The sequence below is a fragment of the Rhizocola hellebori genome, from assembly GCF_016862955.1.
Lineage (GTDB): Bacteria > Actinomycetota > Actinomycetes > Mycobacteriales > Micromonosporaceae > Rhizocola > Rhizocola hellebori.
The window spans coordinates 200,861-225,276 of sequence record NZ_BONY01000002.1 but is presented as its reverse complement, the minus strand read 5'-3'; the positions used below and the strand labels follow the sequence as shown (position 1 = coordinate 225,276).

Annotated in this window: 23 protein-coding genes; 5 read left to right on the top strand and 18 right to left on the bottom strand. The window is 67.9% G+C overall.

The window, feature by feature from the left end:
- Positions 1 to 122 precede the first annotated feature (122 nt).
- The 12 genes from Rhe02_RS02890 to Rhe02_RS02835 all read right to left on the bottom strand — a co-directional run bounded on the left by Rhe02_RS02890 (position 123) and on the right by Rhe02_RS02835 (position 13,966).
- Complete coding sequence (locus Rhe02_RS02890) at positions 123 to 2,336, bottom strand: RICIN domain-containing protein (RefSeq protein ID WP_203906449.1); 2,214 nt, start codon at positions 2,334 to 2,336, stop codon at positions 123 to 125.
- Positions 2,333 to 4,231: a ricin-type beta-trefoil lectin domain protein gene (locus Rhe02_RS02885; RefSeq protein WP_203906448.1), complete on the bottom strand. Its 1,899-nt coding sequence runs from the start codon at positions 4,229 to 4,231 to the stop codon at positions 2,333 to 2,335. Before Rhe02_RS02885 ends, Rhe02_RS02890 begins: the two co-directional genes overlap by 4 nt.
- 217 nt (positions 4,232 to 4,448) lie before the next feature.
- Positions 4,449 to 5,468: a LacI family DNA-binding transcriptional regulator gene (locus tag Rhe02_RS02880; protein ID WP_239123246.1), complete on the bottom strand. Its 1,020-nt coding sequence runs from the start codon at positions 5,466 to 5,468 to the stop codon at positions 4,449 to 4,451.
- Positions 5,469 to 5,576: 108 nt separating this feature from the next.
- Positions 5,577 to 6,341, bottom strand: a complete 765-nt coding sequence (locus Rhe02_RS02875; RefSeq protein WP_203906447.1) for a fibronectin type III domain-containing protein — start codon at positions 6,339 to 6,341, stop codon at positions 5,577 to 5,579.
- 73 nt (positions 6,342 to 6,414) lie between these two features.
- Positions 6,415 to 8,550, bottom strand: a complete 2,136-nt coding sequence (locus Rhe02_RS02870) for a M48 family metalloprotease (protein WP_203906446.1) — start codon at positions 8,548 to 8,550, stop codon at positions 6,415 to 6,417.
- Entirely contained in the window at positions 8,547 to 9,002 is a 456-nt protein-coding gene (locus tag Rhe02_RS02865) for a hypothetical protein (protein ID WP_203906445.1), read from the bottom strand. Before Rhe02_RS02865 ends, Rhe02_RS02870 begins: the two co-directional genes overlap by 4 nt.
- Positions 9,003 to 9,100: 98 nt before the next feature.
- Positions 9,101 to 9,781: a DUF2306 domain-containing protein gene (locus Rhe02_RS02860; RefSeq protein WP_239123245.1), complete on the bottom strand. Its 681-nt coding sequence runs from the start codon at positions 9,779 to 9,781 to the stop codon at positions 9,101 to 9,103.
- 89 nt (positions 9,782 to 9,870) lie between these two features.
- Positions 9,871 to 10,533 (bottom strand): response regulator, encoded by a 663-nt coding sequence (locus tag Rhe02_RS02855; protein WP_203906443.1) that lies wholly within the window; start codon positions 10,531 to 10,533, stop codon positions 9,871 to 9,873.
- Complete coding sequence (locus Rhe02_RS02850) at positions 10,530 to 11,672, bottom strand: sensor histidine kinase (RefSeq protein ID WP_203906442.1); 1,143 nt, start codon at positions 11,670 to 11,672, stop codon at positions 10,530 to 10,532. The genes Rhe02_RS02855 and Rhe02_RS02850 overlap by 4 nt, the downstream gene beginning before the upstream one ends.
- Before the next feature lies 1 nt (position 11,673).
- Positions 11,674 to 12,924 (bottom strand): MFS transporter, encoded by a 1,251-nt coding sequence (locus Rhe02_RS02845; RefSeq protein ID WP_203906441.1) that lies wholly within the window; start codon positions 12,922 to 12,924, stop codon positions 11,674 to 11,676.
- Between the two features lie 42 nt (positions 12,925 to 12,966).
- Positions 12,967 to 13,413, bottom strand: coding sequence for a hypothetical protein (locus Rhe02_RS02840; protein WP_203906440.1), 447 nt, complete (start codon positions 13,411 to 13,413; stop codon positions 12,967 to 12,969).
- A 154-nt stretch (positions 13,414 to 13,567) separates the two neighbouring features.
- Positions 13,568 to 13,966: a DoxX family protein gene (locus Rhe02_RS02835; RefSeq protein WP_203906439.1), complete on the bottom strand. Its 399-nt coding sequence runs from the start codon at positions 13,964 to 13,966 to the stop codon at positions 13,568 to 13,570.
- Between the two features lie 195 nt (positions 13,967 to 14,161).
- Here Rhe02_RS02835 and Rhe02_RS02830 point away from each other — a divergent pair, with 195 nt between their 5' ends.
- The 3 genes from Rhe02_RS02830 (at position 14,162) to Rhe02_RS02820 (ending at position 17,634) form a co-directional block, all read left to right on the top strand.
- On the top strand, positions 14,162 to 15,778 hold the full coding sequence (locus Rhe02_RS02830) for a fibronectin type III domain-containing protein (RefSeq protein WP_203906438.1): 1,617 nt from the start codon (positions 14,162 to 14,164) through the stop codon (positions 15,776 to 15,778).
- Between the two features lie 111 nt (positions 15,779 to 15,889).
- Positions 15,890 to 16,264 carry a PadR family transcriptional regulator gene (locus Rhe02_RS02825; RefSeq protein WP_203906498.1) on the top strand — a complete coding sequence of 125 codons (375 nt, stop codon included), beginning with the start codon at positions 15,890 to 15,892 and terminating at the stop codon, positions 16,262 to 16,264.
- Complete coding sequence (locus Rhe02_RS02820) at positions 16,261 to 17,634, top strand: permease prefix domain 1-containing protein (protein WP_203906437.1); 1,374 nt, start codon at positions 16,261 to 16,263, stop codon at positions 17,632 to 17,634. Before Rhe02_RS02825 ends, Rhe02_RS02820 begins: the two co-directional genes overlap by 4 nt.
- 11 nt (positions 17,635 to 17,645) lie before the next feature.
- Here the strand turns inward: Rhe02_RS02820 and Rhe02_RS02815 are convergent, their stop codons facing one another.
- Positions 17,646 to 18,191 (bottom strand): GNAT family N-acetyltransferase, encoded by a 546-nt coding sequence (locus tag Rhe02_RS02815; protein ID WP_203906436.1) that lies wholly within the window; start codon positions 18,189 to 18,191, stop codon positions 17,646 to 17,648.
- Between the two features lie 18 nt (positions 18,192 to 18,209).
- Positions 18,210 to 18,878 (bottom strand): winged helix-turn-helix transcriptional regulator, encoded by a 669-nt coding sequence (locus tag Rhe02_RS02810; protein ID WP_203906435.1) that lies wholly within the window; start codon positions 18,876 to 18,878, stop codon positions 18,210 to 18,212.
- A 143-nt stretch (positions 18,879 to 19,021) separates the two neighbouring features.
- Here Rhe02_RS02810 and Rhe02_RS02805 point away from each other — a divergent pair, with 143 nt between their 5' ends.
- Positions 19,022 to 19,831 (top strand): SDR family NAD(P)-dependent oxidoreductase, encoded by an 810-nt coding sequence (locus tag Rhe02_RS02805; RefSeq protein WP_239123244.1) that lies wholly within the window; start codon positions 19,022 to 19,024, stop codon positions 19,829 to 19,831.
- A gap of 17 nt (positions 19,832 to 19,848) precedes the next feature.
- Here the strand turns inward: Rhe02_RS02805 and Rhe02_RS02800 are convergent, their stop codons facing one another.
- Positions 19,849 to 20,775, bottom strand: coding sequence for a phytanoyl-CoA dioxygenase family protein (locus tag Rhe02_RS02800; RefSeq protein WP_203906434.1), 927 nt, complete (start codon positions 20,773 to 20,775; stop codon positions 19,849 to 19,851).
- A gap of 113 nt (positions 20,776 to 20,888) precedes the next feature.
- Here Rhe02_RS02800 and Rhe02_RS02795 point away from each other — a divergent pair, with 113 nt between their 5' ends.
- Positions 20,889 to 21,683 (top strand): S1 family peptidase, encoded by a 795-nt coding sequence (locus Rhe02_RS02795; RefSeq protein WP_203906433.1) that lies wholly within the window; start codon positions 20,889 to 20,891, stop codon positions 21,681 to 21,683.
- Between the two features lie 7 nt (positions 21,684 to 21,690).
- Here the strand turns inward: Rhe02_RS02795 and Rhe02_RS02790 are convergent, their stop codons facing one another.
- The 3 genes from Rhe02_RS02790 to Rhe02_RS02780 form a co-directional block, all read right to left on the bottom strand.
- Positions 21,691 to 21,993, bottom strand: a complete 303-nt coding sequence (locus Rhe02_RS02790) for a DUF1905 domain-containing protein (protein ID WP_203906496.1) — start codon at positions 21,991 to 21,993, stop codon at positions 21,691 to 21,693.
- 41 nt (positions 21,994 to 22,034) lie between these two features.
- Positions 22,035 to 22,304 carry an acylphosphatase gene (locus Rhe02_RS02785; RefSeq protein WP_239123243.1) on the bottom strand — a complete coding sequence of 90 codons (270 nt, stop codon included), beginning with the start codon at positions 22,302 to 22,304 and terminating at the stop codon, positions 22,035 to 22,037.
- A gap of 651 nt (positions 22,305 to 22,955) precedes the next feature.
- On the bottom strand, positions 22,956 to 24,413 hold the full coding sequence (locus tag Rhe02_RS02780; protein ID WP_203906432.1) for a S8 family serine peptidase: 1,458 nt from the start codon (positions 24,411 to 24,413) through the stop codon (positions 22,956 to 22,958).
- Between the last annotated feature and the right edge of the window lie 3 nt (positions 24,414 to 24,416).

The following is a 24,416-nucleotide window of genomic DNA, read 5'->3' as shown; positions in this document are numbered from 1 at the left end:
GACGCTACGCATAGTCGATACTATCGACACGTCGCAATGCCCCTGCCTGGCGGAGATCACCCGCCGCCCGGGCTGTGCTCGCGCCGGACGGCGGGGGCTTGCTGGTGGTCGCGCGGGCGCTCTTACGGGCCGCTGACCAGGTTCACGACGTTGGTGCCGGAGTTGGCCGTCCCGCCGACGTTGTTGATCACTCGGTTGATGGTGCCCGTTCCGCCGAGCGAGACGGTCACCATGTCGTGGAAACGGGTGCCCGAGGCCGGCACTTCGAACGCCCGCTCGGCCACCACGGCCGGGTTGACGTTGAAGAAGCAGTAGCTGCCCAGGCCCCACGCCTCGTGGCTGGTGACCGTGTTGGCCACCTTGTAAGCGGCGTAGCCGCGGGTGGTCCCGTTCATCCAGCCCGCCTGGTTGGGCGGGTCGTAGGGCATCTCGTTCTGGAAGAAGTAGGTGCGCCCGCCGTTGCCGTTCCAGATGACCTGATACTTCTGGTAGTGCTCGACGAACAGGCCGTAGAACGTGATGTTGTTGCCGTTGACCACCAGCCCGGTGTCGGCGGTGTTGCTGTTCCACCCGACGCCCGAGCCGTGGTCGGCCCGCCAGATCCAGGTGTGGTCGCCGATCACGTTGTGGCTGTTGATGACCAGGCTCGTGGTGGCCTTGCCGACGCCCGCGCCGCCGATGCGGAAGAAGACGTCGTGCAGCGAGGTCGGGTTGGCGGCGTGGCTCGCGCCCGAGCCGGCCGGGCCTACCTGCATCAGCGTGGCCGAGTTGGTGCCGCCCGCGTCGATCAGCAGGCCGGCCAGCTTGACACCGTCCACATCGGAGACCGACATCGCCATGACCCCGTTGTCGGGGACGATGGTGGCCAGCCCGAGTCCTAACACGACGGTGTCCGGCCGGGTGATCCGGATGGTGTCGTTGACGTGGTACACGCCCGGGGTGAACAACAGATTCTGCCCGGCGGCCAGGGCCGCATTGATGGAGGCGGCGGTCGCGCCCGCCTTCACGATGTGGAACTGGCTGATCGGCAGCGAGGTTCCCGCCGCGGTGCCGGCCGCCCAGGTGGTGCCGGAGCTGTTGCTGCGCAAGGAAGGCACGAAGACCTGGTACCCGCCGCTGCTGTCAACGTAAAGGAAGGGCTTTTCCCGCACCACCGGCGTCGCACCGACATTGGTGTATGGCGGGCTGGGGAAGGTGTTGCCCGGCGCGCCCTGCGTGCCGACGAACACCATGTTCCAGTTGGAGCCGGCCCAGCTGCCGAACTGAGAGTTACGGGAGATCCATTGCTGCTGGGAGCCCGAATTCACCTGACCGTCGACCTTGACGTCGGAGAACCAGCCACCGCTGGCCCAGCCCCCGTCGTCGAGGACCAGGTTGCCGCGCACGTGCATGCGCCGGTAGGGCGCAGCCTGCGACACGGCCCAGCGGTCGGTGCCGCCGGTCGGGGTCACCGACAGATTCTCCGCTCCGCGCCAGAAGTTCTGGGTGGCGTTGTTGGGTGGGAACCAGTCGGCCTCGACATGCACCGCGCCGTTGATGTTCACCGCGTCCGGCGACAGGCCCAGACCCAGCACCTGCGTGTAGAAACCGACGTTGACGTTGACGTTGTAACTGCCCGGTTTGAACATCAGCGCGTAACGTTGCTGGCCGAACTGGTTGGTCTGCTGTCCATTGAAGACAGTGTTCAGCTGGCTCTGGATGGTCGCCGCGGACATCGACGGGTCGAAGATCCGCACGTTCGGGCCGAGGTCGGGGTTGCCGGGGTTAGGCGGCACGGTGCTCTGAGTCGGCTGCGGGCCGCCGACGGGATTGAGGAAGAATGACTGCGCTCCAGTTCCGTTGCAGGTGAACTGAACCAGCTGCACGCTGTCGGCGGTCGAGGCGCCGGGCACGTCCAGACACCTGCCGCTGTGGCGGCTGACGAAATGGTAGGCCCCGTCGGCCTCCTGCACCGGCTGCCATTGCTGGTTGTTTCCGCCGCCATAGAGCCACAGGTGAATCGCGGCGTTGTCGGCGGTCGAGACGTTGGAGACGTCCCATACCTGGTTGACGTTGGGCGCTGTGCCGGCCCGGAAGTAGCCGCCGCTGGTGGCGTCGAAGCGCCATTGCTGCGCGGCTGTGCCGTTGCAGGCGAACTGCTGCACCGCGGTGCCGTTGGCGCTGGCCGCCGCGCGCGCGTCCACGCACTTGCCGTTTGCCTTATTTACCACCGTGTACGTGGTCCCGGACACCACCGCGGCCTGTGCCGCCGGGACGCCGAGCACGACCACGACGGCCGTGCCGAGCCCGGCGAGCAATGACGCGGTGAGTGCGGTGATGAGAACGCGTGGCCTCATGAGAATGTCCACCTCTGGTTCGCGCCGGTGGTGCAGGTCCAGATCTGCAGGCGCGTGCCGTCGGCGGAGTTGTTGCCGGTGACGTCGAGGCACTTGTTGGCGAACTGGTTGACGAACTGCTGAGTGGAAGCGTTGTAGGTCCACTTCTGGGAGGTGCCGGTGTGGCAGTCCCACAGGTGGGTCACCGTGCCGTCGGCGGTGCTGGGCCCGCTGATGTCCAGGCACTTGCCCAGCGCGCGCAGGGTGCCGTCGGTGTTGCGGGTCCACGACTGTGCCGTGGTGCCGTTGCAGGTGTAAAGCTGCACGGCGGTGCCGTTCGCGGTCGCGGCTCCAGCCACGTCCACGCATTTGCCGGCCAGGCCGACGATCGGGCTGGTGCCGCCGGGCGGGTTGCTGGGGGGCGGTGAGGTCGGCGGGGTGGAGGTGTTGTTCTGCCACGTGAACGTGGCGGTGGTGCGAGCGGGCATGGTGTACACAAAGGACTGGCCGTTCCAGTTGACCCGCATCGACTGGGCTGAGGTGCCGCCGTTGTGGGCGATCAGCGCCTTGGACCCGTCCGGGTTGCGCCAGGCGACGTTCTGGATGGTGCCGTTGGCCGTCGAGTCGATGCGCACGGCGCCCGGTTTGACGAATTTGGTCAGGTGCCCGGTGGTGTAGTACTCGATCGTGTAGTCGACCTGCCCGGCGCGCGAGCCGCCCTCCTGCACGGTGATCAGGCCGGTGCACGTGCCGCAGCCGCCGTTGTGCGGGCCCATGTTCTGGTTGAGCGCCAGACTCCACTTGACGAGGCTGCCGCTCCAGTTGCGGGCGTAGTTGACGATATCGGCCAGGTCTTCGTTGTGCTGATTGCCGATCCAGGTACCCCCGGAGTGTTCGGTACTGAATTGCTTCACCGCTGGGTACTGGTTGTGCACCTGGCTGCCCACGGCGGGGTCGCCGAAGTAGCCGTGCCAAGCGATGCCGCCGAAGAGCGGGTCGTTGCGGATGCCGGTGTCGGCCAGGGTCGGCGCGCTCATGTTCGCGTAATCGCCGTAGTTCCAGTCGTGGATCAGCACCTTGGTGGTGATGCCCGCGGCCCGGAACGCCGGGTAGACATGGTTTTTGATGAGCTCGGTCAGGCCTGAGGAGTTCCAGCTCATCCCGGGATAGGTCATCGCCGTCGGGTTGCCCGCCTGGCAGCAGTTGGGCTCGTTCTGCACCGAGATGTAGTTCACCGGCACGCCGATGGCCTGGTAGCTCTGGATATAGCGGACCAGATACTGCGCGTACATCGGGTAGTACTCGAACTTGAGCCAGCCCATCTGGTCCATCCGGCCGTTGTCCTTCATCCATCCCGGAGCGCTCCACGGCACGCCTTTGATGCGCAGGGCCGGATTGAGCTGCTTGGCCTGCTGGGTCAGCAGCCGCACGTTGGTGTCGTAACCGTTGGCGCCGAAGTCATTGAGGTTGCAGCAGGTGTCGTCGAGCGACACCATGCCCGGCCGGGACAGGTCGGAGGCGCCGATCGGGTTGCGCACGAACGACAATCCGATGCCCGCGGTGGGGGAGAACAGCTTGCTCATCACCTGGTCGCGGGTGGCCGCGCTGATCGGTCCACCGCGCAGCAGGTAGGCCGTGGTGTCGGTGATCGACGCGCCGCCGCCCTCGAAGACCTGATAGGTGGTGCCCTCGTTGACGTTGATGGTGTGGCTGGCGCTTCCGCCGGCGGGGCCGAAGGCGATGTTGGCCTGCTGCTGCAGGCCACGGGTGACATTGCGGCCACCGGAGTCGGAGGTGGTGGTGAGCCAGACGCCGACGGTCTCGTTGGCGGCCTGTGCGGAGGTAGCGATCACGGTGCCAGCCGCCAGGAGCGCGGCGGCGAAGGCGATGGTCCACGCTGATCGGGGACGGAACACGCGGGACCCTCCTTTCGACAAGTTGGAGCGCGCCGGGACCCGGGCCGCCGACCCGGCACGGAGGTTCTAGGTACTCAGGGAGACCGATGTAACAAATGAAACAAAATGCGAGGTCACCTATCAGCAATGAAATATGTAACTTTCTTTCCTGTCAAGACCTCGAGCGTGCATGCGGAGGCAGCCGTGACCGGCCCGGAAGCGTTGTAACAAAATGAAACTAAACGCGCGCGGTGGAGTCGCGGATGACCAGCTCGGTACCCAGCGAGACGTGCACCGCTTCCAGGGTGTGCCGATCCAGCAGCCGCATCAGCATCGTCACCGCCATCCGGCCCATCTCCTGCAACGGCTGGCGCACCGTGGTCAGCAGCGGTGAGGTCGCCCGGCTCACATCGATGTCGTCGAAGCCGGCGACCGAAAGATCGTGCGGCACGCGAAGCCCACGCTCGGCCGCCGCGGCCAGAGCGCCGACCGCCATCTTGTCGTTGAACGCGACCAGTGCCGTGGGCCGGTGCGGAAGGTCGAGCAGCTCGCCCGCGGCCCGGTAACCGTTCTCGGTGTTCGGCTCGGAGACGTGGCGTACCAGCTCCGGCGAGGGCAGCACGCCGGCATCGGCGAGCGGGGCGACGTACCCGGCCATGCGGGCGTCGTTGGCCAGCCACTCCGGCGGCCCGCCGATGATGCCCACCCGGCGATGCCCCAGCTCCACCAGGTGCGACATCAGGCGCCGCGCCCCGGAGAAATGCGCTGCGGACACCGTCACGATGTCCCGCGGCGGCGGCGTGCGCGGGTCGATCACCACGAACGGGAACTGCCGATCGCGCAGCCGGACCAGGTCTTCCGGCGGCTCGGGCGGCAGGATCAGGATCGCCCCCGCCAGCTCCGGCCGCTCACCCAGCCCGGCCAGCACCGCCGCCCCCTGCGCGGCCTCCCCGGCGTTGAGCACCATCTGCCGCCCATGCAGCTCGATGGTCTCCGCGATCGAGCTGACGATCAGCCCGAAGTAGTCGGTGAGCATATACGGGCACCGCACGTATACCGCGCCGCCCGTGGGCGGCAGCTCGCCGCGGCGCAGCGGGCCTTTGTCCCCACGTCGCTGCACCGCCTGCAGCACCAGATCACGCGTGTGCGGGGCGACGTTGGCCGCCCCGTTGAGCACACGCGACACCGTCGCGATCGACAATCCGGTCTCCGCGGCGATGTCGCGGACCGTAGCCCTTACCCCGACCGACCTAGGCACGGCTGCACGCCATGCCCGGTCGCGTCGGCCTCTGCGGTGACGATCCGTGACTGCACACGCGGCCATCATCGCGGCACAGCCCGCCCATGCGCCAGCCGCCGCCGATTCTCAGCTCGGCGCCGCCACCCCGACGGTCTGCCACTGGGCGCAGCTGTCCTTGCCGAACAGCGGCGCCTCGGTGCAGTTCTGCATGGTGAACGCGTAGGTGGTGTTTGGACTCAGGTTGTGCACGGCGACGTCGCGGACATCGCCTCCGAAGGTGTGCTCGGTGTAGTGCGCCTCGTCGTCGGCCACCCAGTACCGCATCCGGTAGAAGCCGTTGTGCACCGACGGCGGCTGCCAATGCAGTCCGACCGTGGTGGCGTTGTCGTTGGTCATTCGCGGACAAAGGATCGTGGGATTGCATGGCCCCGTTCGCTCCAGAACCGCGTATGGCGGCTGGCAGATGACCGTCGAGGTGGGGGCGAAGGCGAAAGCTTGCCGGGTGCCGGACAGGTCGTCGGCCACGACGAACAGCGACGGCCTGAGGCCGAGCGGACGGGTAACCGTGCGGCATTTGTTGACGCGGGCCTGGACATGAAAGGTGCCGTCCGCGCCCACGGTCAGCGGGAGGCCGCCGACGACGAATCCGGTGAACTCGGCCGTCTGGTCCGACGGCGGCAGGAACACCTTCAGCCGGGAGCCGGAGGTGAAACCTCTTCCGTCGACCGTGATCTGGAACGGCCGATAGCACGTCAGATCGCTGTCGGCACAGGGCGTCCCCACCGCCGAGACCGTCATGGTCCCGCCCGCCGGCGGGTGGTTCGGATCGCAGGACTCGGCGCTCGTGAAGATCAGTACAAAGGCGGCCAGGAACGGCGCAAGTCGGTTCATCGTGTGCTCCCTCAATCGGCTCGTTGCCTATCCAGAGCCGGCCGGGAAGCTTTTGATACATGGCCGTTTCGGGTTAGCCCGACGCGGCGATGGCGACGCCCGCCACCAGAGTCGCCGTCGTCACGGCCGCGGTCAGGCTGACCGTGGTGTGAAGCCAGCCCGGCACGTCTCGCCAAGGCGCGAACCAGGTCACCAGGGCGAGCGGGAGGATCAGCAGGTAGCCCAGGAACCATTGCGCCGTTATCGCCAGCGTGGTGGTCCACCAGAACTTGAGGTCCAGGATGTTGCCGAAGCCGAAGGTGTTGATGCTCACGATGAAAAGCCCGGCGGTGATCGCGGTGACGGCGCCCGCGACCAGGCCGATGGCGCCGCCGGAGCGCGGAATCATCACCACGGAAGCGAACGAAACGGCAAGGGCCACCAGGGTTCCCGCGCTCAGCCACACCAGATAGCGGCTAAGCGAATCGGTATCGTCGACCGGCGGGCCGACCGCGAACCGGTGCATCAGAACTCCGGCGGCGGCCACCAAGCCGGCTGCCACCGAGCAGGCCAGCACCGCGCCGAGACCAGGCTTGCGGGCCACGTCGGCGATGCCGGTGTGGGCACTGTCGATGAGCCACGCCGGAACATCCGCCTTCTTGCGCCTTGCCACCAAGGCATACATGGTGACCACGGCCGGGATGATCGCCAGATAGGCGATCGGAGCGACGATCGCGCCAAGGATCACCAGCGGGTAGGCCAGCCCGACGCCGGCGGTCGTAAACACGTCCAGGTACACCGGAAGAAAGCCGAGAAGCCAGATCGCGATACCGAAGAAAAGCGCGTTGACGACCACGCCGATCGTCCACGTGGTGCGCCCGGCGGGCAGCCCTGCGGCGGCGTCTGCCCAAAGCCGTCCAGTGCTCGCGCTGAGCAGGACCGCGCCGGCGCCCACCACCACGGTCAGCGCGATAGTGGGCCAGCTGACCGGAGCGTCATCACCGATGATGGAGGCGAATTCGGTGAAGTATGCCAGCAGCAGGCCGGTGACGACACCAATCACGGCGCCTCCCGGCCAGCGCCTGGTGCCGGCCGCGTGATCGATCAGCGCCTGCCGCCACAGCCCGGCGCCCACCGCGAGCCCGAGCAATGGCCCGGTGGCCAAGGCGGCCACGATGGGCGCCAAGTTGAAGTCTGTTACCGCGCCGACCGCCCGCACCAGCACTGGAAAAAGAAGCCCGGCAAGGAATGCGGCGACCAGACCGTCGACAAAGGACACTCCCGGCCCGGTCGCCGGATCGACGAGGACCTGTTGCCGATGCGCCGCGCCCGGATGATTGGAGATCCACCGGCGCCAGGATACCTGGGAGTGAGCTGCGGTTGCGGAGAGCACCCTCCACAGTGGACGCCAGTCGCGCATCTGCCGCGCGACATGGAGGTCGGCATCGTGTTCGCGCGAGCGCAGGAGCTGCCTGCGTACCAGCCAAACCAGGCCGATCAGCAAACCCATCCGCCACGAGTATTGGAGAATGAAAGAGGCGTCCAATCGGAGCATCAACGGCACCAACAGCACAGCGAAAATAGCCGGGGCGGCCAGCCACACCGAAGCGGCCAGCCACGCCATGAGCACATCGTGGCGGCGCAGGTGAGCGATCTCGTGCCGGACAACGGGATCGAAGAGCTCACTGTTTCGCCATCTGACCATCAGCGCCATCGGAAGCACTATCTGGTACCTGCCAGGCAACCCGAACACAAACGCGTCCCGGTGCCCCATTGGGCCCACCATGACCGTCGGCGCTCTGCGTAACCCGGTCTCGGCCGCCAACTCCCCGACCCTGGCCACCGCCGCGGCCATGTTCGGCCCGGCCGGGCGCAACCGGCGGCGTCGTCGCAAAACCATGGGCACGAAAAGCATCACGATGAGGCCAAGCACACCGATCGCTACCGCCCCGGCCAAGCTGTAGATGGCGTCGAGTCTTTGCTGAGGCGCCAGGCACTCGGTCACCAGCGCCGCGCGCGCCAACATCTCCTCCGTCGACGTTGCTTCGGGGCCCCTGATCGCGGCGAGACAGGTCTTCATCGCTGCGCTGAATTCGGCCTGGTGCGTGATGGTGTAAAACGATGAGCCGGTCAGCAGCCCGGCGCTGGCCAGGGCGGCGACGAGGAGCAGGAAACGTCCGGTGGTGGGCGAGGGATGCGCCAGGACGTTGGGACGCAGCCTGGTGGTCATCCGGCGGTGGCAATCGCGCCGACGAAGGAGTCGGCGAGCAGATGGGCCTGCGCATCGGGCAACCCGAGCGCACGTGCCCGTTCGAACGCGGTGGCGCGCACCTGCTGCGCCTGCGCCGTTGTCAAAGTGAGGTCCGGCTGCTGGGCGGGCCGCTTGAACACCCGCCGGGCCAGCGCGGCCAGGCCGGTCTGGCCCGCGTCCAGCGCGCGGCCGGCGAGATGGCCCACCACGGCCTGCATGACCGCGGAACCCACCGACAGCGCGATCGGCGTGATCATTGCCAGCTCGAGTCCAAACCCGACAGCCGCGTCGCGGCCGCTGGCCGTCAGCGCCGCCTCCGGATCGGTGAAGTATTCCTCGGCGGTCTCGTCGAAAATCATCAGCTCGTCGGGCGCTACCGACACCAGCGCCACCTGTGCGAGCTCGGCTATCAGGGCACTATCATCGTCCACCGCAGAAGTGTCCAGGCCTTCGCACAAAGATGCTGTCAGATCAACGACTGCGGATGGGATCAGCTGCGCAACAGACCGGGCAGGTTCGCCTGATCCGTTCATCGGTGGGCGAGTCCATTGACGACAGCCTCGGCCGGGGTGGTGCGCTTGGGTCTGGGCAGTTTGGTGCGGATAACCCATTCGGCTACCACGATATTGATCAGCCAGCCGGCGCCCATCGCGATGGCGCGGGCGGTCAAGCCGGGCGTGCCGGTGAACAGCAACGGCAGGTGGGTCAGCGCTTGTGTGCCCGCGCCCATGCCCAGGGCGTAGCCGCGGATCATCCAGGCGCTGTGCCGGGCGATGTCGCCTCTGCGTATAGCGGCGAAGCCCAGCACGAAGGCTGCCGCCATCACGCTGCCGACGACCAGGCGCATGGCGTTGACGGCTGCGCCGTCGAAGGCCGGAAGGTCGTAGAAGACGGTCATCCAGAGCCCGCTCAGCGCAGCGGCGAGCCCGCTGGGGATGATGATCCATCCGGCGAGGCGGTGCCAGCGCAGCCTGCGCCGGCGCAGCCCGGACATGAACTGGAACGGGCTCAGTACGGAAAGCAGTACGGCGCCAACGATGTGCACCACGACCGGAATCGGTTCGCTGACGAACCGGGCGTTGTCTGGGGTGAGCTCAGGGCCGGTGCTCAGTTCGGTCACCCGAAAGGCGCCGGCTGTGGCGGGTACCAGGGCGAGCAGAAGCAGACCGATGATGATGAGCCAGTCGCGCCTGGCGGTCGATTTCGTCACCGCCCGATCGTGACGGCTGGGACGGCCGCGGCTCATCGGCACTTGGGCCCGAGCCGTGCTGGCCGATAGTGGGGGAGCCGAGGCGTACTTTAGGCCGCGCCTCTGACCCGATGCGTCTCGTAGGCCCACATGGCGATCTCGACCCGGTTGCGGGCGCCCAGCTTGTTCATCAGGCTCGCGATGTGGGTCTTGACGGTGCTCAGGCTGATGTAAAGCTCATCGGCGATCTCGGTGTTGGTCCGCCCCCGCGCCACCGCGGCGAGCACCTGCTCCTCCCGGTCGGTCAGCGCGTCGAGGGGCTGTCGCGGCGGCGTGGCCGGTGTCCCGTCGGCAAAAGCCTTGAGCAGTCTCGTGGTGACGTTGGGGGCGATGAGCGCGTCGCCGTTGGCGGCGGCGTGCACCGCTTGCGTCAGCAGGGCCGCGCCGGCGTCCTTGAGCAGGAACCCTCGTGCTCCGGCCCGCAGCGCCGCGTACACGTAATCGTCGAGATCGAAGGTGGTGATGACAATGACCGCCATGGGGTCGGCCACGCCTGGCCCGGCAAGGGTGCGAGTGGCCTCGATGCCGTCCAGACCCGGCATGCGGATGTCGAACAGGCACACCTCGGGGCGCAGCCGCCGGGCCAGCTCGACAGCCTGCCTGCCGTCTGCGGCCTCGCCGACAACCTCTATGCCCGGCTGGGCATTAAGGATCATTATCAGTCCGGTACGGACGATCTCCTGGTCGTCGGCGACGACCACCCGGATGCTCATGCGGGAGAACCGTTGCGCGGCAACACAGCGGTCACCGTCCAACCGCGATCGGGGTTGGGACCGGCCACGCACGTGCCACCGAGCAGCCCGGCCCTTTCGATCATGCCGGTCAGCCCGAACCCGGCCGGGGCGGGCGAGCGGGTGGGGCCGGTCTCGCCGTCATCGCTGACATGCAGGCGTACCGATGTCGCGTCGGCGGCGACGCTGACCTCGATGCGGGTGGCGTGGCGCGCGTGCCGCCGCGCATTGGTCACCGACTCCTGGGCCAGGCGATAGACCGCGGCCCCCAACGACGACGGAAGGTCATCGATATCACCCTCGAGCGTGACCTCGACGGCCGGCCCGGTGCGCGAGTCGCCGGCCAGCCCGGCCAGATCGCCCACCCGCGGGCTGGGCACCCGCTGGGCGGGCTCGTTGTGCCGCAGCACCCGCACCATCGAGCGCATCTCGGTCAGGGCGAGCGAAGCCTCGGCCTCGATCACGCGAAGCGCCTCGACCGCGGCGTCCGGATGCGTCGCCGCGGTGGCCAGCCCGGCCTGGGCGCGGATCGCCATGGCCGACACGTGATGGGCGACGGTGTCGTGCAGGTCGCGGGCCAGCCGCTCCCGCTCCAGCAGCTTGACCTGGTCGAGCTCGCGCTGGCGGGCCCGTCCCCGGTAGCGGATGGCCGCCCCCAGCGCACAGGCGGTGCTCAACACGGCCAGCCCACCGATGGTGTCGGCGACGGTCAGCACCCCGACGGCGGCGGTGAACACCATCTTGACCAGCATGATCGCCGAGCCGATCACCGTCTCGCGGCCCGACCCCCAGCGCACCAGCGAATACGGAAGGATCAGGGCGAAGACCATCGTGTAGGTCTCGGCCGGCACGCCGCCGGTGAAGAGCGGGGCCAGGGTCGAGACGCTGAAGAGAATGACCACCATCAGCAGCGGCCGGCTGCGCCGCCACAGCAGGGTCGGCAGCAGCCCGGCGGTCAGCGCCACCGAAATCGCGCGCCACGGCAGGTCGGTGCGCAGCAGCGCCTCCAGCGTCACCGCTATCGCGAGCAGCCCGACCAGCACCCCGTCGCGCCAGGCCGGCGCCCGAGCGCCCGCAGGGCGGGGCTCCTCCCAGATGGATCGCAGCAGATCACGCACCATCTCATGGTACGGGTTGCGCTGACGGTCCTAAATGGACGGCCTCGGAGCGCAGCCGTCCGGGCAGGACGGCGGCCACGACGACGGTCACCAGCAGGCCGCCCGCGCCCGCCGCGATCAGCGTGAACCGTGGACCGGTGGCGTCGAGCACCAGCCCGCCGAGCACGTAGGACAGGCCCGCGGCCACCCCGACCGCGCCGTAAAGGTTGCCGAAGACCCGGCCCAGCAACGGTTCGGGCACCACGCGCTGAATCAGCGTGTTGTGCGCGGTGTCGGTGGCGGCGATGCCCGCCCCGCGGACGAACTGCATGCCGAAGGCGGCCACCAGAGCCCACGCCAGCCCGGTCAGCAGATTGCCCAGCGACGAGACGCCGTAGCCGATCAGCAGAAGCACCACCATCGGCACCCGGCCCGACCAGCGGGCCACCACCGCGAACCCGACCATCAGCCCGGCGCCGACCCCGGCGTATAGCACGCTGGCCGCCGAATCACCTTGCTGCAGCGCGTCCTTGGCCAGGAAGACCAGCGCCACGTCATCGACGCCGTTGAAGGCGACAATCGCACAGAATCCCAGCGCCACCACCCGGATCACCTTGTGCCGCCACAGATAGCGAAGGCCCTCGGCGGCATCGCCCAAAACCGTGGTGGGCACCTCGCGCACCGGGCGCGGCAGCCGGGGCAAGGTCACCAGCAACAAGGCCGAAACCGCAAAGGTGGCCGCGTCGAACAGCAACAGCCCGCGGATGTGCAGCACCGGCAGCAACGCGGCCGCCACCAGCGGGCCCAGCACGTCCAGGCCATGCGTGCCCGCGCCGATCAACGAGTTGGCGCGCGGCAGGTGCGCGTCGGCGACCAGGCTGGGCACGGCCGCCCGCGAGGCGGGCTGAAACACCGTGGCCAGCACGCTGCGCAGGGCCACCAGAATCAGCAGCACCGGCAGCGGCGGCAGGGTAATCGCGATCGCCAGCACCGCCAGGGCCTGCCCGATCTCACAGGCGATCATCACCAGGCGCCGGTCGACCCGGTCGGCGATGGCCCCCGCGATCGGGCTGAGCAGCTGCGGCGCGAAGTCGCCCACCAGCATCAGCATGGCCACCGCGAGCGCCGACCCGGTGTCGTTGGCGACATACAGCAACAGCGCGACAAGACCGACGCTGTCGCCAAGGAACGACACCGTCCGAGCCGTCCACAGCCTGGCAAAAGCCTTGTGGGAACGGATAAAGCCGCGCGCGGACGGAGCCGCTTCGATGGCCACGGCCGCACCGTACCCACCCACCGCCCAGCTTTGCCAGCGAATTTAGCTGACCGTGGCCCACTGCGTGTGCTGGAGCAGCGAGAGACCCGCCAGGGCAAGGAAAAGGCCGATCGCCAAGTGGGACAGCACCGCGCCGCGGCGGGTGCGTTTCATCAGCCCTTCCAGCACAATGCTGCCGATCAGCCGGCAAAGCCCGAACAGGCCGATCGCCACGCCGACGATGACCGCCAGCATGAGCCCCGACGTTGCTATCTGGTCGACACCGATCTCCGACGCCCATGCCACCCACGACACCAGCAACACCGCGCTTCCGGCGATCGTCCAGCCGCTGCCGGTGCGCATGTTGCTCAGCCGCTGCCGCAACGGCGGCCGGGGACGCACACCGGGACTCGGATCCGGCTCGATGTCGACCTCGACGGAGTATTCACTCCATGTTGGTATGCGGGCGACACCGCGCCGGTAGCTTGCGTCCCCGGTACCTTCGGTCATGGCGAAACCATAGAGATAAATAGGTTTGGGCGTCAGTGGTTTCCGCCGTTTAGCGCCCGCAGTCGCCACAGATGTGAACGAATGGACAATCGCCGCCGATGGATGAACACCTAATACACTCGGTCGACCGATTCCGCGGCAGGCCGTGATCGCGTCAGCGGCGCAGCAGCGCGGCTATCCGGTCACGCCGCCCCCAGGCCACCAGAGCGGCGATGACGAGCAGCACCGCCGGAAGCGCCCAGTTGCCCGTTTCGAAGAACAGTTCCGTGGCGACCGCTCCGGCCATCACCCCGACCAGGCCCGCCGCTGCCAGCCCGGCGAACCGGGGCAGTAGCAGCCCGATGGCCAGGGCCAGTTCCAGTAGCCCGACCGCATATCGCAGCCACTGACCCAGGCCGATGTCATCGAACAGCTGCACCGATTCGGGCACGCTGGCGAGCTTGCGGTAGACCGGGACGATGAACGCGACCGCGAGCAGCACCTGCAGCACCCATAGCACGACATTGGCGGCTTTGCCCGGAGCCGGCCGGGCGGCCGGTGCAGATTGATCCATGGGCGGAACCATAGTGGTCGGTCGATGCTGGCTCAAGAGCGGTTCGGTCGTCTCCTATAATCGACACGCGTTAGGGAGCTGGGTGCGCGTGGTGACGCCTGGGGTGACCGGTCTTCGGCCGGATGGTGTCTCCTCGTCAGATCGCCTTGTGCCGCAAGGCGAATCGCCAATCAGTTATCCCTCGGGAGACTCACCATGTCGTGCCTGACCAAGGCCACCGCAATGTTGGCATGCGCCGTGCTGTGGCTTGCCGTGACGCCCGCCGCCGCGAACGCGGCCGATGACGTCACCGCGCCCACCGCACCCGGGACGCCGATCTTCAGTAATGTCACGCCCTTCGGCGTCACCTTGACCTGGACGCCGTCGACCGATGACGTCGGGGTCGCCAACTATCTCGTGCGCCGGGGGCTGCTCAACGGCCAAACCTGGACCGAGAGCACCACCGGTGACGTCAACACCATCACCATCCGATTCCTGACCCCGAACCAGAACTACACCTTCACCGTGATAGCGACCGACGCCGCGGGCAACACGGCGGCAGCCGCGCCGGCCAGCGTGCGCACCCTGTCCTACACCGACGGTCCAATGTGTTCGGTGCGGTACGTGCCGAACAGCTCGGGTGGTGGCACTTTCTTCTCCTCGGTCGAGATGACCAACCTGTCGACCGGTCCGTGGCAGGAGTGGACCCTGGGCTTCACCCTGCTGGACAGCCAGCAGGTCAACCCGGAGTGGGGATTCCAGCGCAACGGCAACCGGTGGACGACAAGCTTCGTCTGGCTCTTCACCAGCGGCGCCGGCCCGCTGTTCCCCGGTGGCACCAGACCGGTGTCCTTCGCGGGCACCTACACCGGCGCCACCAACCCGCCTCCCACCAACTTCACCATCAACGATCACCCATGCGGCCCGACCATCCCGCCAGTTCCGCCCGGCCCGCCGCAGAACCTCGCTGTCACCGCCCTCACCCCGGGCAGCGTCAGCGTCGCCTGGACCGCGGCGACGCCCGGCACCAACCCGATCAACCGGTACGAGGTGCTCGTCAATGCGATCGGTTACGTCTGTGTCGGCGTGAACCCGCTGGCCTGCTCGATCACCGGCCTCACCCCGGGCACCCGCTACTCCATCGCGGTGCGCGCGGTGGACACGACCGGCATGCTCGGTCCCACGGCCAACATCACCGTTCAGACGCCAACTTCCACCCCGCCCACCGCGCCCCGCAATCTCGCGGTCTCCGGCGTCACCACCACCGGCGCCACCCTCACCTGGACCGCGTCCACACCCGGGTCGTTCCCGCTGACCGGTTACGTCGTCTACCGCGTCCAGGGCACCACCGAAACAGCGGTGTCGGTGACGCCCCACGCCGGTGTCACCACCGCGACCCTGACCGGGCTCACCCCGAACACCTCTTACTCATTCCGCGTCCGCGCTCGCGACAGCGCGGGTGTGCTCTCGCCGCCCTCGGCGACGGTCACCTTCACCACCGCTTCGGCCGGCGGTTGCGATGTCGCCTATAGCACCAGCGGCTGGGGCGGCGGGTTCACCGCGACGGTGAAGATCACCAATACCGGTACCACGGCAATAAATGGCTGGGTGTTGCGATTCGCCTTCGCCTCCGGGCAGCGCCTCACCCAGGGCTGGAGTGCCACCTGGGCACAGGCCACCGGGGCCCCAGAGGTCACCGCCACGAACCTGGACTGGAACGCCACGATCCCACCCGGCGGTTCGGTGCAGATCGGCTTCAACGGCACAGCCACCGGAGCCAACCCGGAGCCATCGGCTTTCACCCTGAACACCAGCGCCTGCACCATTTCCTGAGGCAACCCGGTGGCCGGGCAAGCCTCGCCTGCCCGGCCACGGAGACTCGTTGCGCCCAAGATTACCTAGCAGTACTATGCATCAAACTTCTAGGGTTGTGGGGTGGGTCTGGTGAAGGTCACCAAGGATCTGGTGGCCGCCTCGGCAACGCCGATGGTTCTGGGCATCCTGGCCGAGGGGCAGAGCTACGGCTACGCCATCCTCAGGCGGATCAATGAGCTGTCCGGTGGCGAGCTGGAGTGGACCGAGGGGCTGCTTTACCCGTTGCTGCACCGGCTTGAGCGCCACGGTCACGTGGAGGCGAGCTGGCAGGCGGTGACCGGCGAGCGCCGGCGCAAGTACTACCGCATCACCGATCAGGGTCTGGCCGAGCTGGCCGAGCAGCGCCGCCAGTGGGACACCGTGGTGGACGCGCTCAAGGAGATCTGGCTCGGCCTGGCCGCTAACGGGCCGCTGCGCGCGATCCCACTGGAGTGTGCGGCATGACTGCGCCGGAGGGTCAGGAAGGGCTGGAGGCGCAGCTCGCGCAGTGGCGTCAATATGTACAGCGCCGCCGGGAGCTGCAGCCGGCCGACGCGGACGAGCTGGAAGACCACCTGCGTGGCTCCGTCGACGAGCTCGTCGCGGTCGGTCTGAGCGCTGATGAGGCGTTCCTGGTCGCTGTCAAGCGAATGGGCAGCCTCGACGAGCTGTCCCGTGAGTTCGCCCGGGAGCACTCGGAACGGTTGTGGAAGCAGCTGGTGCTGACCGGTGACACCAGCAGCCCGGCGGCGGGCAAGCGGCCACCGCGCGACCTGCTGGTGATGGTTGGCTGTGCGGCCGGGGCGGCGGTGTCCATCAAGGTGCCGGCGCTGTTCGGGATCAGCATGCAACACGACGGCGAGTTCTACGCCTTGAACTTCAGCCTGTTCGCGATGCCGTGGCTGGCGGGCTTCCTGGCATGGCGTCGCCGGGCCAGCGCAGCGCTGATCGCTGTGCTGGTGGCTTTGTTCGCGCTCGGCGCGGTGGCGGCCAACATCTATCCGCTGGGCGACGAGTCGCAGTCGGTGGTGCTCACCACCATTCACCTGCCCATCGCCCTGTGGCTGGTGGTGGGGCTGGCTTACGTGGCCGACGAATGGCGCTCGTCTCGCAAACGGATGGACTTCATCCGCTTCACCGGCGAGTGGTTCGTCTACTTTGTGCTCATCGCCCTCGGCGGCGGTGTCCTCACGGCGTTCATGTTCGGCACTTTCGAGGCCATCGGGATCGTTCCGGAAACGTTTGTCAGCCAATGGCTGATTCCCTGCGGCGCGATGGCCGGGGTCGTGGTGGCCGGATGGCTGGTGGAAGCCAAACAGGGCGTGGTCGAGAACATCGCCCCGGTGCTCACCCGGCTGTTCACGCCGCTGTTCACCGCGGTCCTGCTGGCCTTCCTGGTGGCCATCATCTGGACCAGCAACGGCATCAACGTGGAACGTGAAGCCCTGATCCTTTTCGACCTGCTGCTGGTCGTGGTGCTGGGGTTGCTGCTCTACTCGCTGTCGGCCCGCGATCCGCTGGCCCCGCCCGGCCTGTTCGACCGGCTGCAGCTGGCGATGGTGGTCAGCGCGCTGGCCATCGACGTGCTGGTGCTCATAGAGATCACCGGGCGCATCGCCGACTACGGCACCACACCCAATAAGGCGGCCGCGCTCGGCGAGAACGTCATCCTGCTGGCCAACCTCGCCTGGTCGGCGTGGCTTCTGCTCAAGTTCCTGCGCCGGCGTGGACAGTTCGCTGCGCTCGAGCGTTGGCAGACCAATTATCTTCCCGTGTACGCCGCGTGGGCCTGGATCGTCGTGTTCGTCTTCCCGCCGTTGTTCAGCTACGCCTGAGGCGAGAAAGGCTAAGGCGCGCTTGGGAATTCGGCCGCGAGCAGACCGAAGAGCAGATCGTCGGTCCACTCGCCTTTGATCCAGGTGTGTTGCCGGCGCAGCCCTTCGCGCTGGAAGCCAACGCGTTGCAGCAGCCGGGCCGAGGCGCTGTTGCGCGCATCGCACTCGGCCGAGACCCGCTTGAGCCGGCGATAGGCGAAGAGGTGGTGCAGCATGGCCTGCACCGCCTCGGTCGCATAGCCGTGTCCCTGGTGCTGCCGGTTGAGGGTGAAGCCGATCTCGGCCTGCATCATGTTTTCGTGCAGATGCACGCCGACATCGCCGATCAGCACCGGATCGGCCGCCCGCATCGCGATGGCGTACTGAAACCAGCCCGGAACGTCCGGGTCGCCGGTGGCGAACTCGTCGACGAGCGCCGCAGCCTCCTGCATCGTCATGGCAGGCGACCACGACTGGTACCTGGCCACCTCGGGATCGCACCGATAGGCCGCGAACGCCGCCACGTCGGTGGCCTGGAATCGCCGGATGACCAATCGAGGGGTCTCAGCAAAAGGCACGGAACAAAATAACAGGCGTCAGTGCGACCTGTGCTCAGTCGAGTGCCACGGCTGGGTGACCCCGCGCAGCATCCGGCCGATGGCCGACAGATCTCCTACGACGGCGACGCTGCCGTCAGCGCATGCGGCCTTGAGTGTCGCTGGATTGCCCAGCAGCGCGCTGAGCGTTTTGGGCTCCGCCCGAAGCGAGGCGTCTGCCGTGGTCGGCTCACCGGGCTGCACCTGAACCCGGCCGGCCGCGAGGCGGACCGTCCAAACCCGACCGTCGAGCTCGAGGCGGCAGGTCGTGGGCGGCGCGGCAGGGTCGAGGCGGGCCGCGTGTTGCAGGAAGATGAGCACGGAGGTGGCGCTGAGCGCGGCCGGTGCCGGGGGCTGCGGGGCATCGATGCCCCAGTCGCCCAGAGCCAGCAGGATCGGTTCCAGCTTGCGACCCCATTCGGTCAGCTCGTAGACCCGTGGGCCTTCCGCTGGAGACGCCCTGCGGCGGATCACCCCACGCTGCTCAAGCTCTCGGAGCCGGTCGGCGAGCAGGTTCGAGCTGACGTGGGGCAGCGCCTGCCGCAGCTCTGAAAAGCGTTGGGGCGTAAGGAGAAGCTCGCGGACGACCAGCACGGCCCACCGCTCCCCGACGACGTCGAGGGCCCGGGCGATCCCGCATGAGTCCCCGTAGCTACGGCTGGTGGGCATGGTCACTCTCCTGGTCCAGTCTTCTCGAAAATACCACAGCGGTCCGTTGTTATTTACAACTAAACTAGATTGTTTTTAACAACCATCTGCGTTACGGTTCGCTGGATGGCCGTACCAGGCCCCAGATCTGCTGGAGGACGCACATGAGTGGCTTGCTGCTGGAGAACAAGAACGCTGTGATCTATGGAGGCGGGGGAGCCATCGGCGGTGCCACCGCACGGGTGTTCGCCCGGGAGGGCGCAAGGGTCTTCCTCGCCGGGAGGACGCAGGCCACGCTCGACGCCGTGGCGCGTGACATCGCCGCCGCGGGCGGAAAGGCCGAGACCGCACAGGTCGACGTGCTCGATCAGCAGGCGGTGGAAAAGCACGCCTTCGCGGTCGCGGCGGCGGCCGGCAGCATCGACATCGCCCTCAACGCGGTGAGCGTCATGCACGACCAGGGGACCTTGCTGGCGGACCTCTCACTGGAGGAGTTCATGCGGCCGATCGACGGCTTTCTGCGGGCGCTGTTCATCACCAGCAAGGCGGTCGCCCAGCACATGGGTCGCGAGCGTCCAGGCGTCATCCTGACCCTGTCCGAGCCGGGCGCCAAACTGGCGATAGGCGGCATCTTGGGACATGGCGTGAGCGCGGCCGGCAAGGAGACCTTCTCCCGGCTTCTGGCCGCGGAGCTGGCGCCCGGCAACATCCGGGTCATCGACATCCGCCCGCACGCGGTGGTCGATGCGCCGTCGGCCGGTTCCTACACCAAGGACCTGTTCAAACCGGCCGCAGCGGCGGCAGGTCTGTCTGTCCAGGAATTCCTCGAAGGCGGGCTGGCCCCGGGCACGATGCTCAAGCGGCTGCCCACGCTGTCCGAGATAGCGGAGATGGCCGCGTTCCTGGCTTCAGACCGCGCCGGCACCATGACCGGAACGGTGGTCAACCTGACCGGCGGCGCACTTGTGGACTGAGTCGCGGTGAGGTGTCGCTAAGCCATTCCGGCGGCGGAAAGGCGTTGCTGCTCAGCCTGTTTCATCGACCGATGCATGGCCACCCGTTCGGGCACCAGCTCCTCGCGCGGCCCGCGCGCGGTGAACGGGTAGTGGTCGACACCCAGCCCGCGCAGCACCGCCCGCTCCACCAACGACAGGTCGGCGGGGTCGGCACGGTCGAAGCGCATCGGTTCCACCAGGTGCACCGGCGGGTTGGTGATGTACCGCGGCACGCGAAGCACGTTCTGCGCCTTGGCATGCAGGATGTATGGGTGCAGCAGGTACACGTCGCCCACCTCGCCGGTGGCCTCCACGAAGTCGCCGCACTGCCCGACCAGATCGCCCCACGCGAAAGTCGCCGGCTGCGGCTCGGCACCGGTCCACGCGATGCTAGGCGGGTAGACGCCCTCGGGATGCTCAGCCAGGAACCGGGCCACCGGCCCGACCGAGTCCGCGGCCACGAACGTCGCTCCGCCCTGGTGTCGCACCTCCGACCAGAGCACCAGGGTCAGCAGCCCCTGCTCGGGGGAGTCGAGGAAGTGGCGGAAGAAGTCGCCGTCCTTGTGCCAGCCCGGCGCGGCCGGTGAGGCCGGCTGCCACGGCCTGTCGGCGCCCTCGGACAGGTTGACGATGAAGCCGTCGTTCCAGCGGTAGGGCTGGATCCGCTGGGCGCCGCCGACCAGGTCGCAGACAGCGCCCCAGGCCTTGGGCGCGAACTTTCGGATGTCGATGTCACGATGGCCGGGCATGTGCACCGACGGCTGCGTCCACGTGCCCGGATCGTCTGGCGCGTAACCCAGACGGGTCCAGATGGCGGCGGTGTACTCCTGCGCCGCCTCCCGCGTGAAGCATCCGCGAATAGCGACGTAACCGCGCTCGACGAACTGTTCGGCCTGCTGCGCTGTGAGCACCTGGTAATCCATGCGGCCCTCCCGGCTTTCAGGAGATCACGCTAACCGCCCTCCTGCCAAGGGCCGCATCTTGCGCGAGGGGTTCATGCATGTAAATATCTGTGAACTCTATTCGGGAGGTCCGCATGGGACACCGCCTGCTCGTGGCCATTCTCGCCCTGGTCCTGCTGCCCGCCGCGCCGGCGGATGCCGCCCCGTCATTGGGCCTGCCCGGCCTGGCCTTCGGCCGTGACGCGGCCACCGGCAGGATCGAGGTCCTCGCCGACGAGACCGTCACCGCGGCTCAGTTCGCCGCGCTGGCCCGCCACTACCCGGTGCGCCGTGAACCGGGCCAGATCCGCATCCTCATCGCCGGCGGCCAGGCCGTCTACACCGGCGCCAGCCGCTGCTCACTGGGCGCCAACGTGCGCCAGGGCTCGGTTTCCTACTTCGTCACCGCGGGACACTGCACCAACGCCGGCGTCACCTGGTGGGACAGCGCCGCGCACACCACCGTGCTCGGCACCCGGACAGGGACCAGCTTCCCCGGCAACGACTACGGGATCGTGCGCTACACCAACACCTCGGTGGCTCATCCCAGCGCGGTCTACACGTATCCGGGTCAGGTCGCCATCCTGCGGGCCGGCAACCCCAGCATCGGCCTGGCCGTCTGCCGCAGCGGCAGCACGACCGGGGTGCGCTGCGGCGTCATCACCGGGCTCAACGCGACCGTCAACTACGCCCAGGGAAGCGTCACGGGCCTGATCCGTACCAACATCTGCGCCGAGCCCGGCGACAGCGGCGGCCCGCTCTACGTCGCCGCCACCGGCGTGATCATTGGCATCCTTTCCGGCGGATCGGGCAACTGCACCACCGGCGGGACCACCTTCTACCAGCCGATCGCCGAGATCCTTGCCGCCTATGGGGTCACCATCCCCTGACGCCCGCTCACAGGTCGACCGTCTCGACCCGCACCGCGGCGATGTCACCCGCCTCCAGGCCTTCGGCGCGGCGCACCGATCGCTTGACCGGCAACACATAACAGCCGCTCTTGCGGTCGGGAAAAATCGACGTCGCCCAGGCGCTGCCACCCACCGTGACCCGCACCCGCACCGAACCGAAGCCGCGGCGAGGCCCGTCGGCAAGCTCGCGGATCTCCTGCGATGCCTCGGCGGGAAGACTGACGAAAGTCCAGCTGTCATCGCGCCGCGCATCCCAGATCCACAACTCGGCTTCGAAATCGACCATCACCTCGTGAGCATCACACACCCGGCCGACACCTTCGCCGCCGTTCAGCCCACCACCCGGAATCCGACCGGGTCGGAGGCGGGCACGCTGGTCACCTCGACCGCGCTGACCGCCGCCTGCGGCGGGCCGGTGTGTGCCCACGCCACCATCTGTTCCACGGCGTCGGGCTCACCCTCGAACAGCGCCTGCACAGTGCCGTCCGGCCGGTTGCGCACCCATCCGCGTACCCCGGCGGCCAGCGCCATCCGGCGGCACGTGTCGCGGAAGTAGACCCCTTGCACCCGCCCGGAAACTGTCACCTTTTTGCTCTCCACCCCTGGCAATGTAGCCAACCGGCGGCACGCGGCGGGCGGAGACGCCGACCCCCGGCCCATCGCGGGGCTGGTCAGCGTGGCCATCGGCGGGGCACCCGATCCTCCTTCGGGCATCACCGCCCCCACCACTCATCGCCGCCGCGCTGCGCGATCAGCCGGACCTGTCCGCCGAGGGGAGGGCATGCCATCTCGGGGCTGGCGGCCGGGCGGGCACGCCGATACTCTAGAGACGACACCCCATTCCGGCAGATTCCCCCGTGTCCGCCGGAACGGGGTGTTCCTTGTTGGACCGCTGCTCATGCCGAGGTTTAAATTCACCCGGTCGATTGATTTAAATTGCTACGCCGTGGGTAACCCCCCTGCGTGGATGTCAGCATTCGCCGCACCACACGCCCGCGCCCCGCGCGCCGCACCTGGCTTGCACGCTGGGCCAGCGCGACTCGGCGTGCCCGCTTTGTTCGCCGTGGTCGTGCCGTCTCCGACACGCCCACCGCGGCGGAGACGCTCGCCGAGCGCTATGCCCACACAGGGCTGCCCACAGCCGAGCTTGAACAGCTGCAAAGAAAGCTGGGACACCTACCGATCATCTTGCCACCCACTCAGCAATGACGACTAAGGAGCCGTTGCAGCGCAACGGCTCCTCAAGAATTTTCAGGCCGCAGCCGCGCCCAGGCTCAGCGCGGCCGCGTAGACGTCGACGAGCCCGGTGCCCTTGTCCACCGAGGTGGTGTATGAGCCAGCGGGCTCATAGGCCGCACCGTTGCTGAACTTGTAGGCGGTGGCCTTGAGCGCGTTCTCGATCGCCGCCGGGGTGGCGTTGGGAGAGACCTGGAACAGCTGGGCGATGATGCCGACGATATGCGGCGTCGCCATCGACGTGCCGCTGATCGTGTTGAAGGTGCCGATGTCGAGCAGATCGGGGCCGTTGCGCGGATCCAGGCCGGTGGAGCAGATCACCAGATAGAGCCGGCACGACGAGGTGATGTTCGATCCGGGAGCGGAGATGTCCGGGTAGGTGGCGGGACTGCCGGGCAGGCCACGGCTGGAAAAGTCTGACACCGTCCCGTTCCTGGTCCCCGTGGCGAGGTCGTCGTAGGACGCCACCATCACGATGCCCGGGGTCGGATCCTGGCCGGGCGGGTTGGTGGCGTTGTTGGCCGGGCCGTCGTTGCCGGCCGCCCACGCGGTCATGACACCCGCCGCGGCCAGGGCCCGCTGCAGTTTCGTGGTGGCCGACTCGGGGTCGAACGCGCCGCCGCCGCTCGGCCCGTAAGAGTTGTTGCTCACCTTGATGGGAGGGCAACCCGCACACGGGTTCTGGTGGTGGTCCAGCACCCAGTTCAGAGCGCTGTCCGCGCCGAAGATGCTCAATCCGGCCCCGACCGAAAGGCTGACCAGAGTGGCGGCCGGCGCAGCGCCGTGCACCCTTGTCCCGTCGCTGAGCACCGTGTCACGGCCGGCAACAATCCCCGCCACGTGGGTACCATGTCCGCCCACCGAAAGCGTGTCGGTGTCATTGATCGCGGTCAGATCCAGGAAACACGAGTCATTCGGCAGCGGCAAGGGCAGGCCGAGGTCGGCCAGCGGACCACAGATGTTCTTCAGGTTGAGCTTGACCGCGCTGGTGCCGTCGGGGTTTCGGAAAAACGGATGGGTGCCGTCCACCCCGGTGTCGATGATCGCCGCTGACACCCCGCGCCCGTCGAGGGGACGGGCCTGCCCGTCGCGCAGAGCGGTGCGGGCCTGCTCGCCCCGGGTGGCCAGATGTGACGTGGAAAGGTGCAGCTCGATCGCCTGATCACCCTCCACATAGGTCACTGAAGGCTGGGTGCGCACCGCTTCTATCTGAGCGGCGGTGCCGCGGGCGACCGCCACTCCAATTTTGTTCCAGGTCGTGATCAGGGTCAGCCCCGCGGATGCCACCGCCTGCTGTGCCGCCGCGACACTCGTGCCGTGAACGAAGACCGCGATGGGCCCGGGTGTGGACAATCGGGCGGAAAGGGCCGCGCTCACCCGGGCGGGTGAGACGCGAGCCCCAACCGGCTTAACCGCCGCCACCGATGTCCCGGCCAGCACCAATCCCAGCAATATCGGACCGAATCGACGCATGAG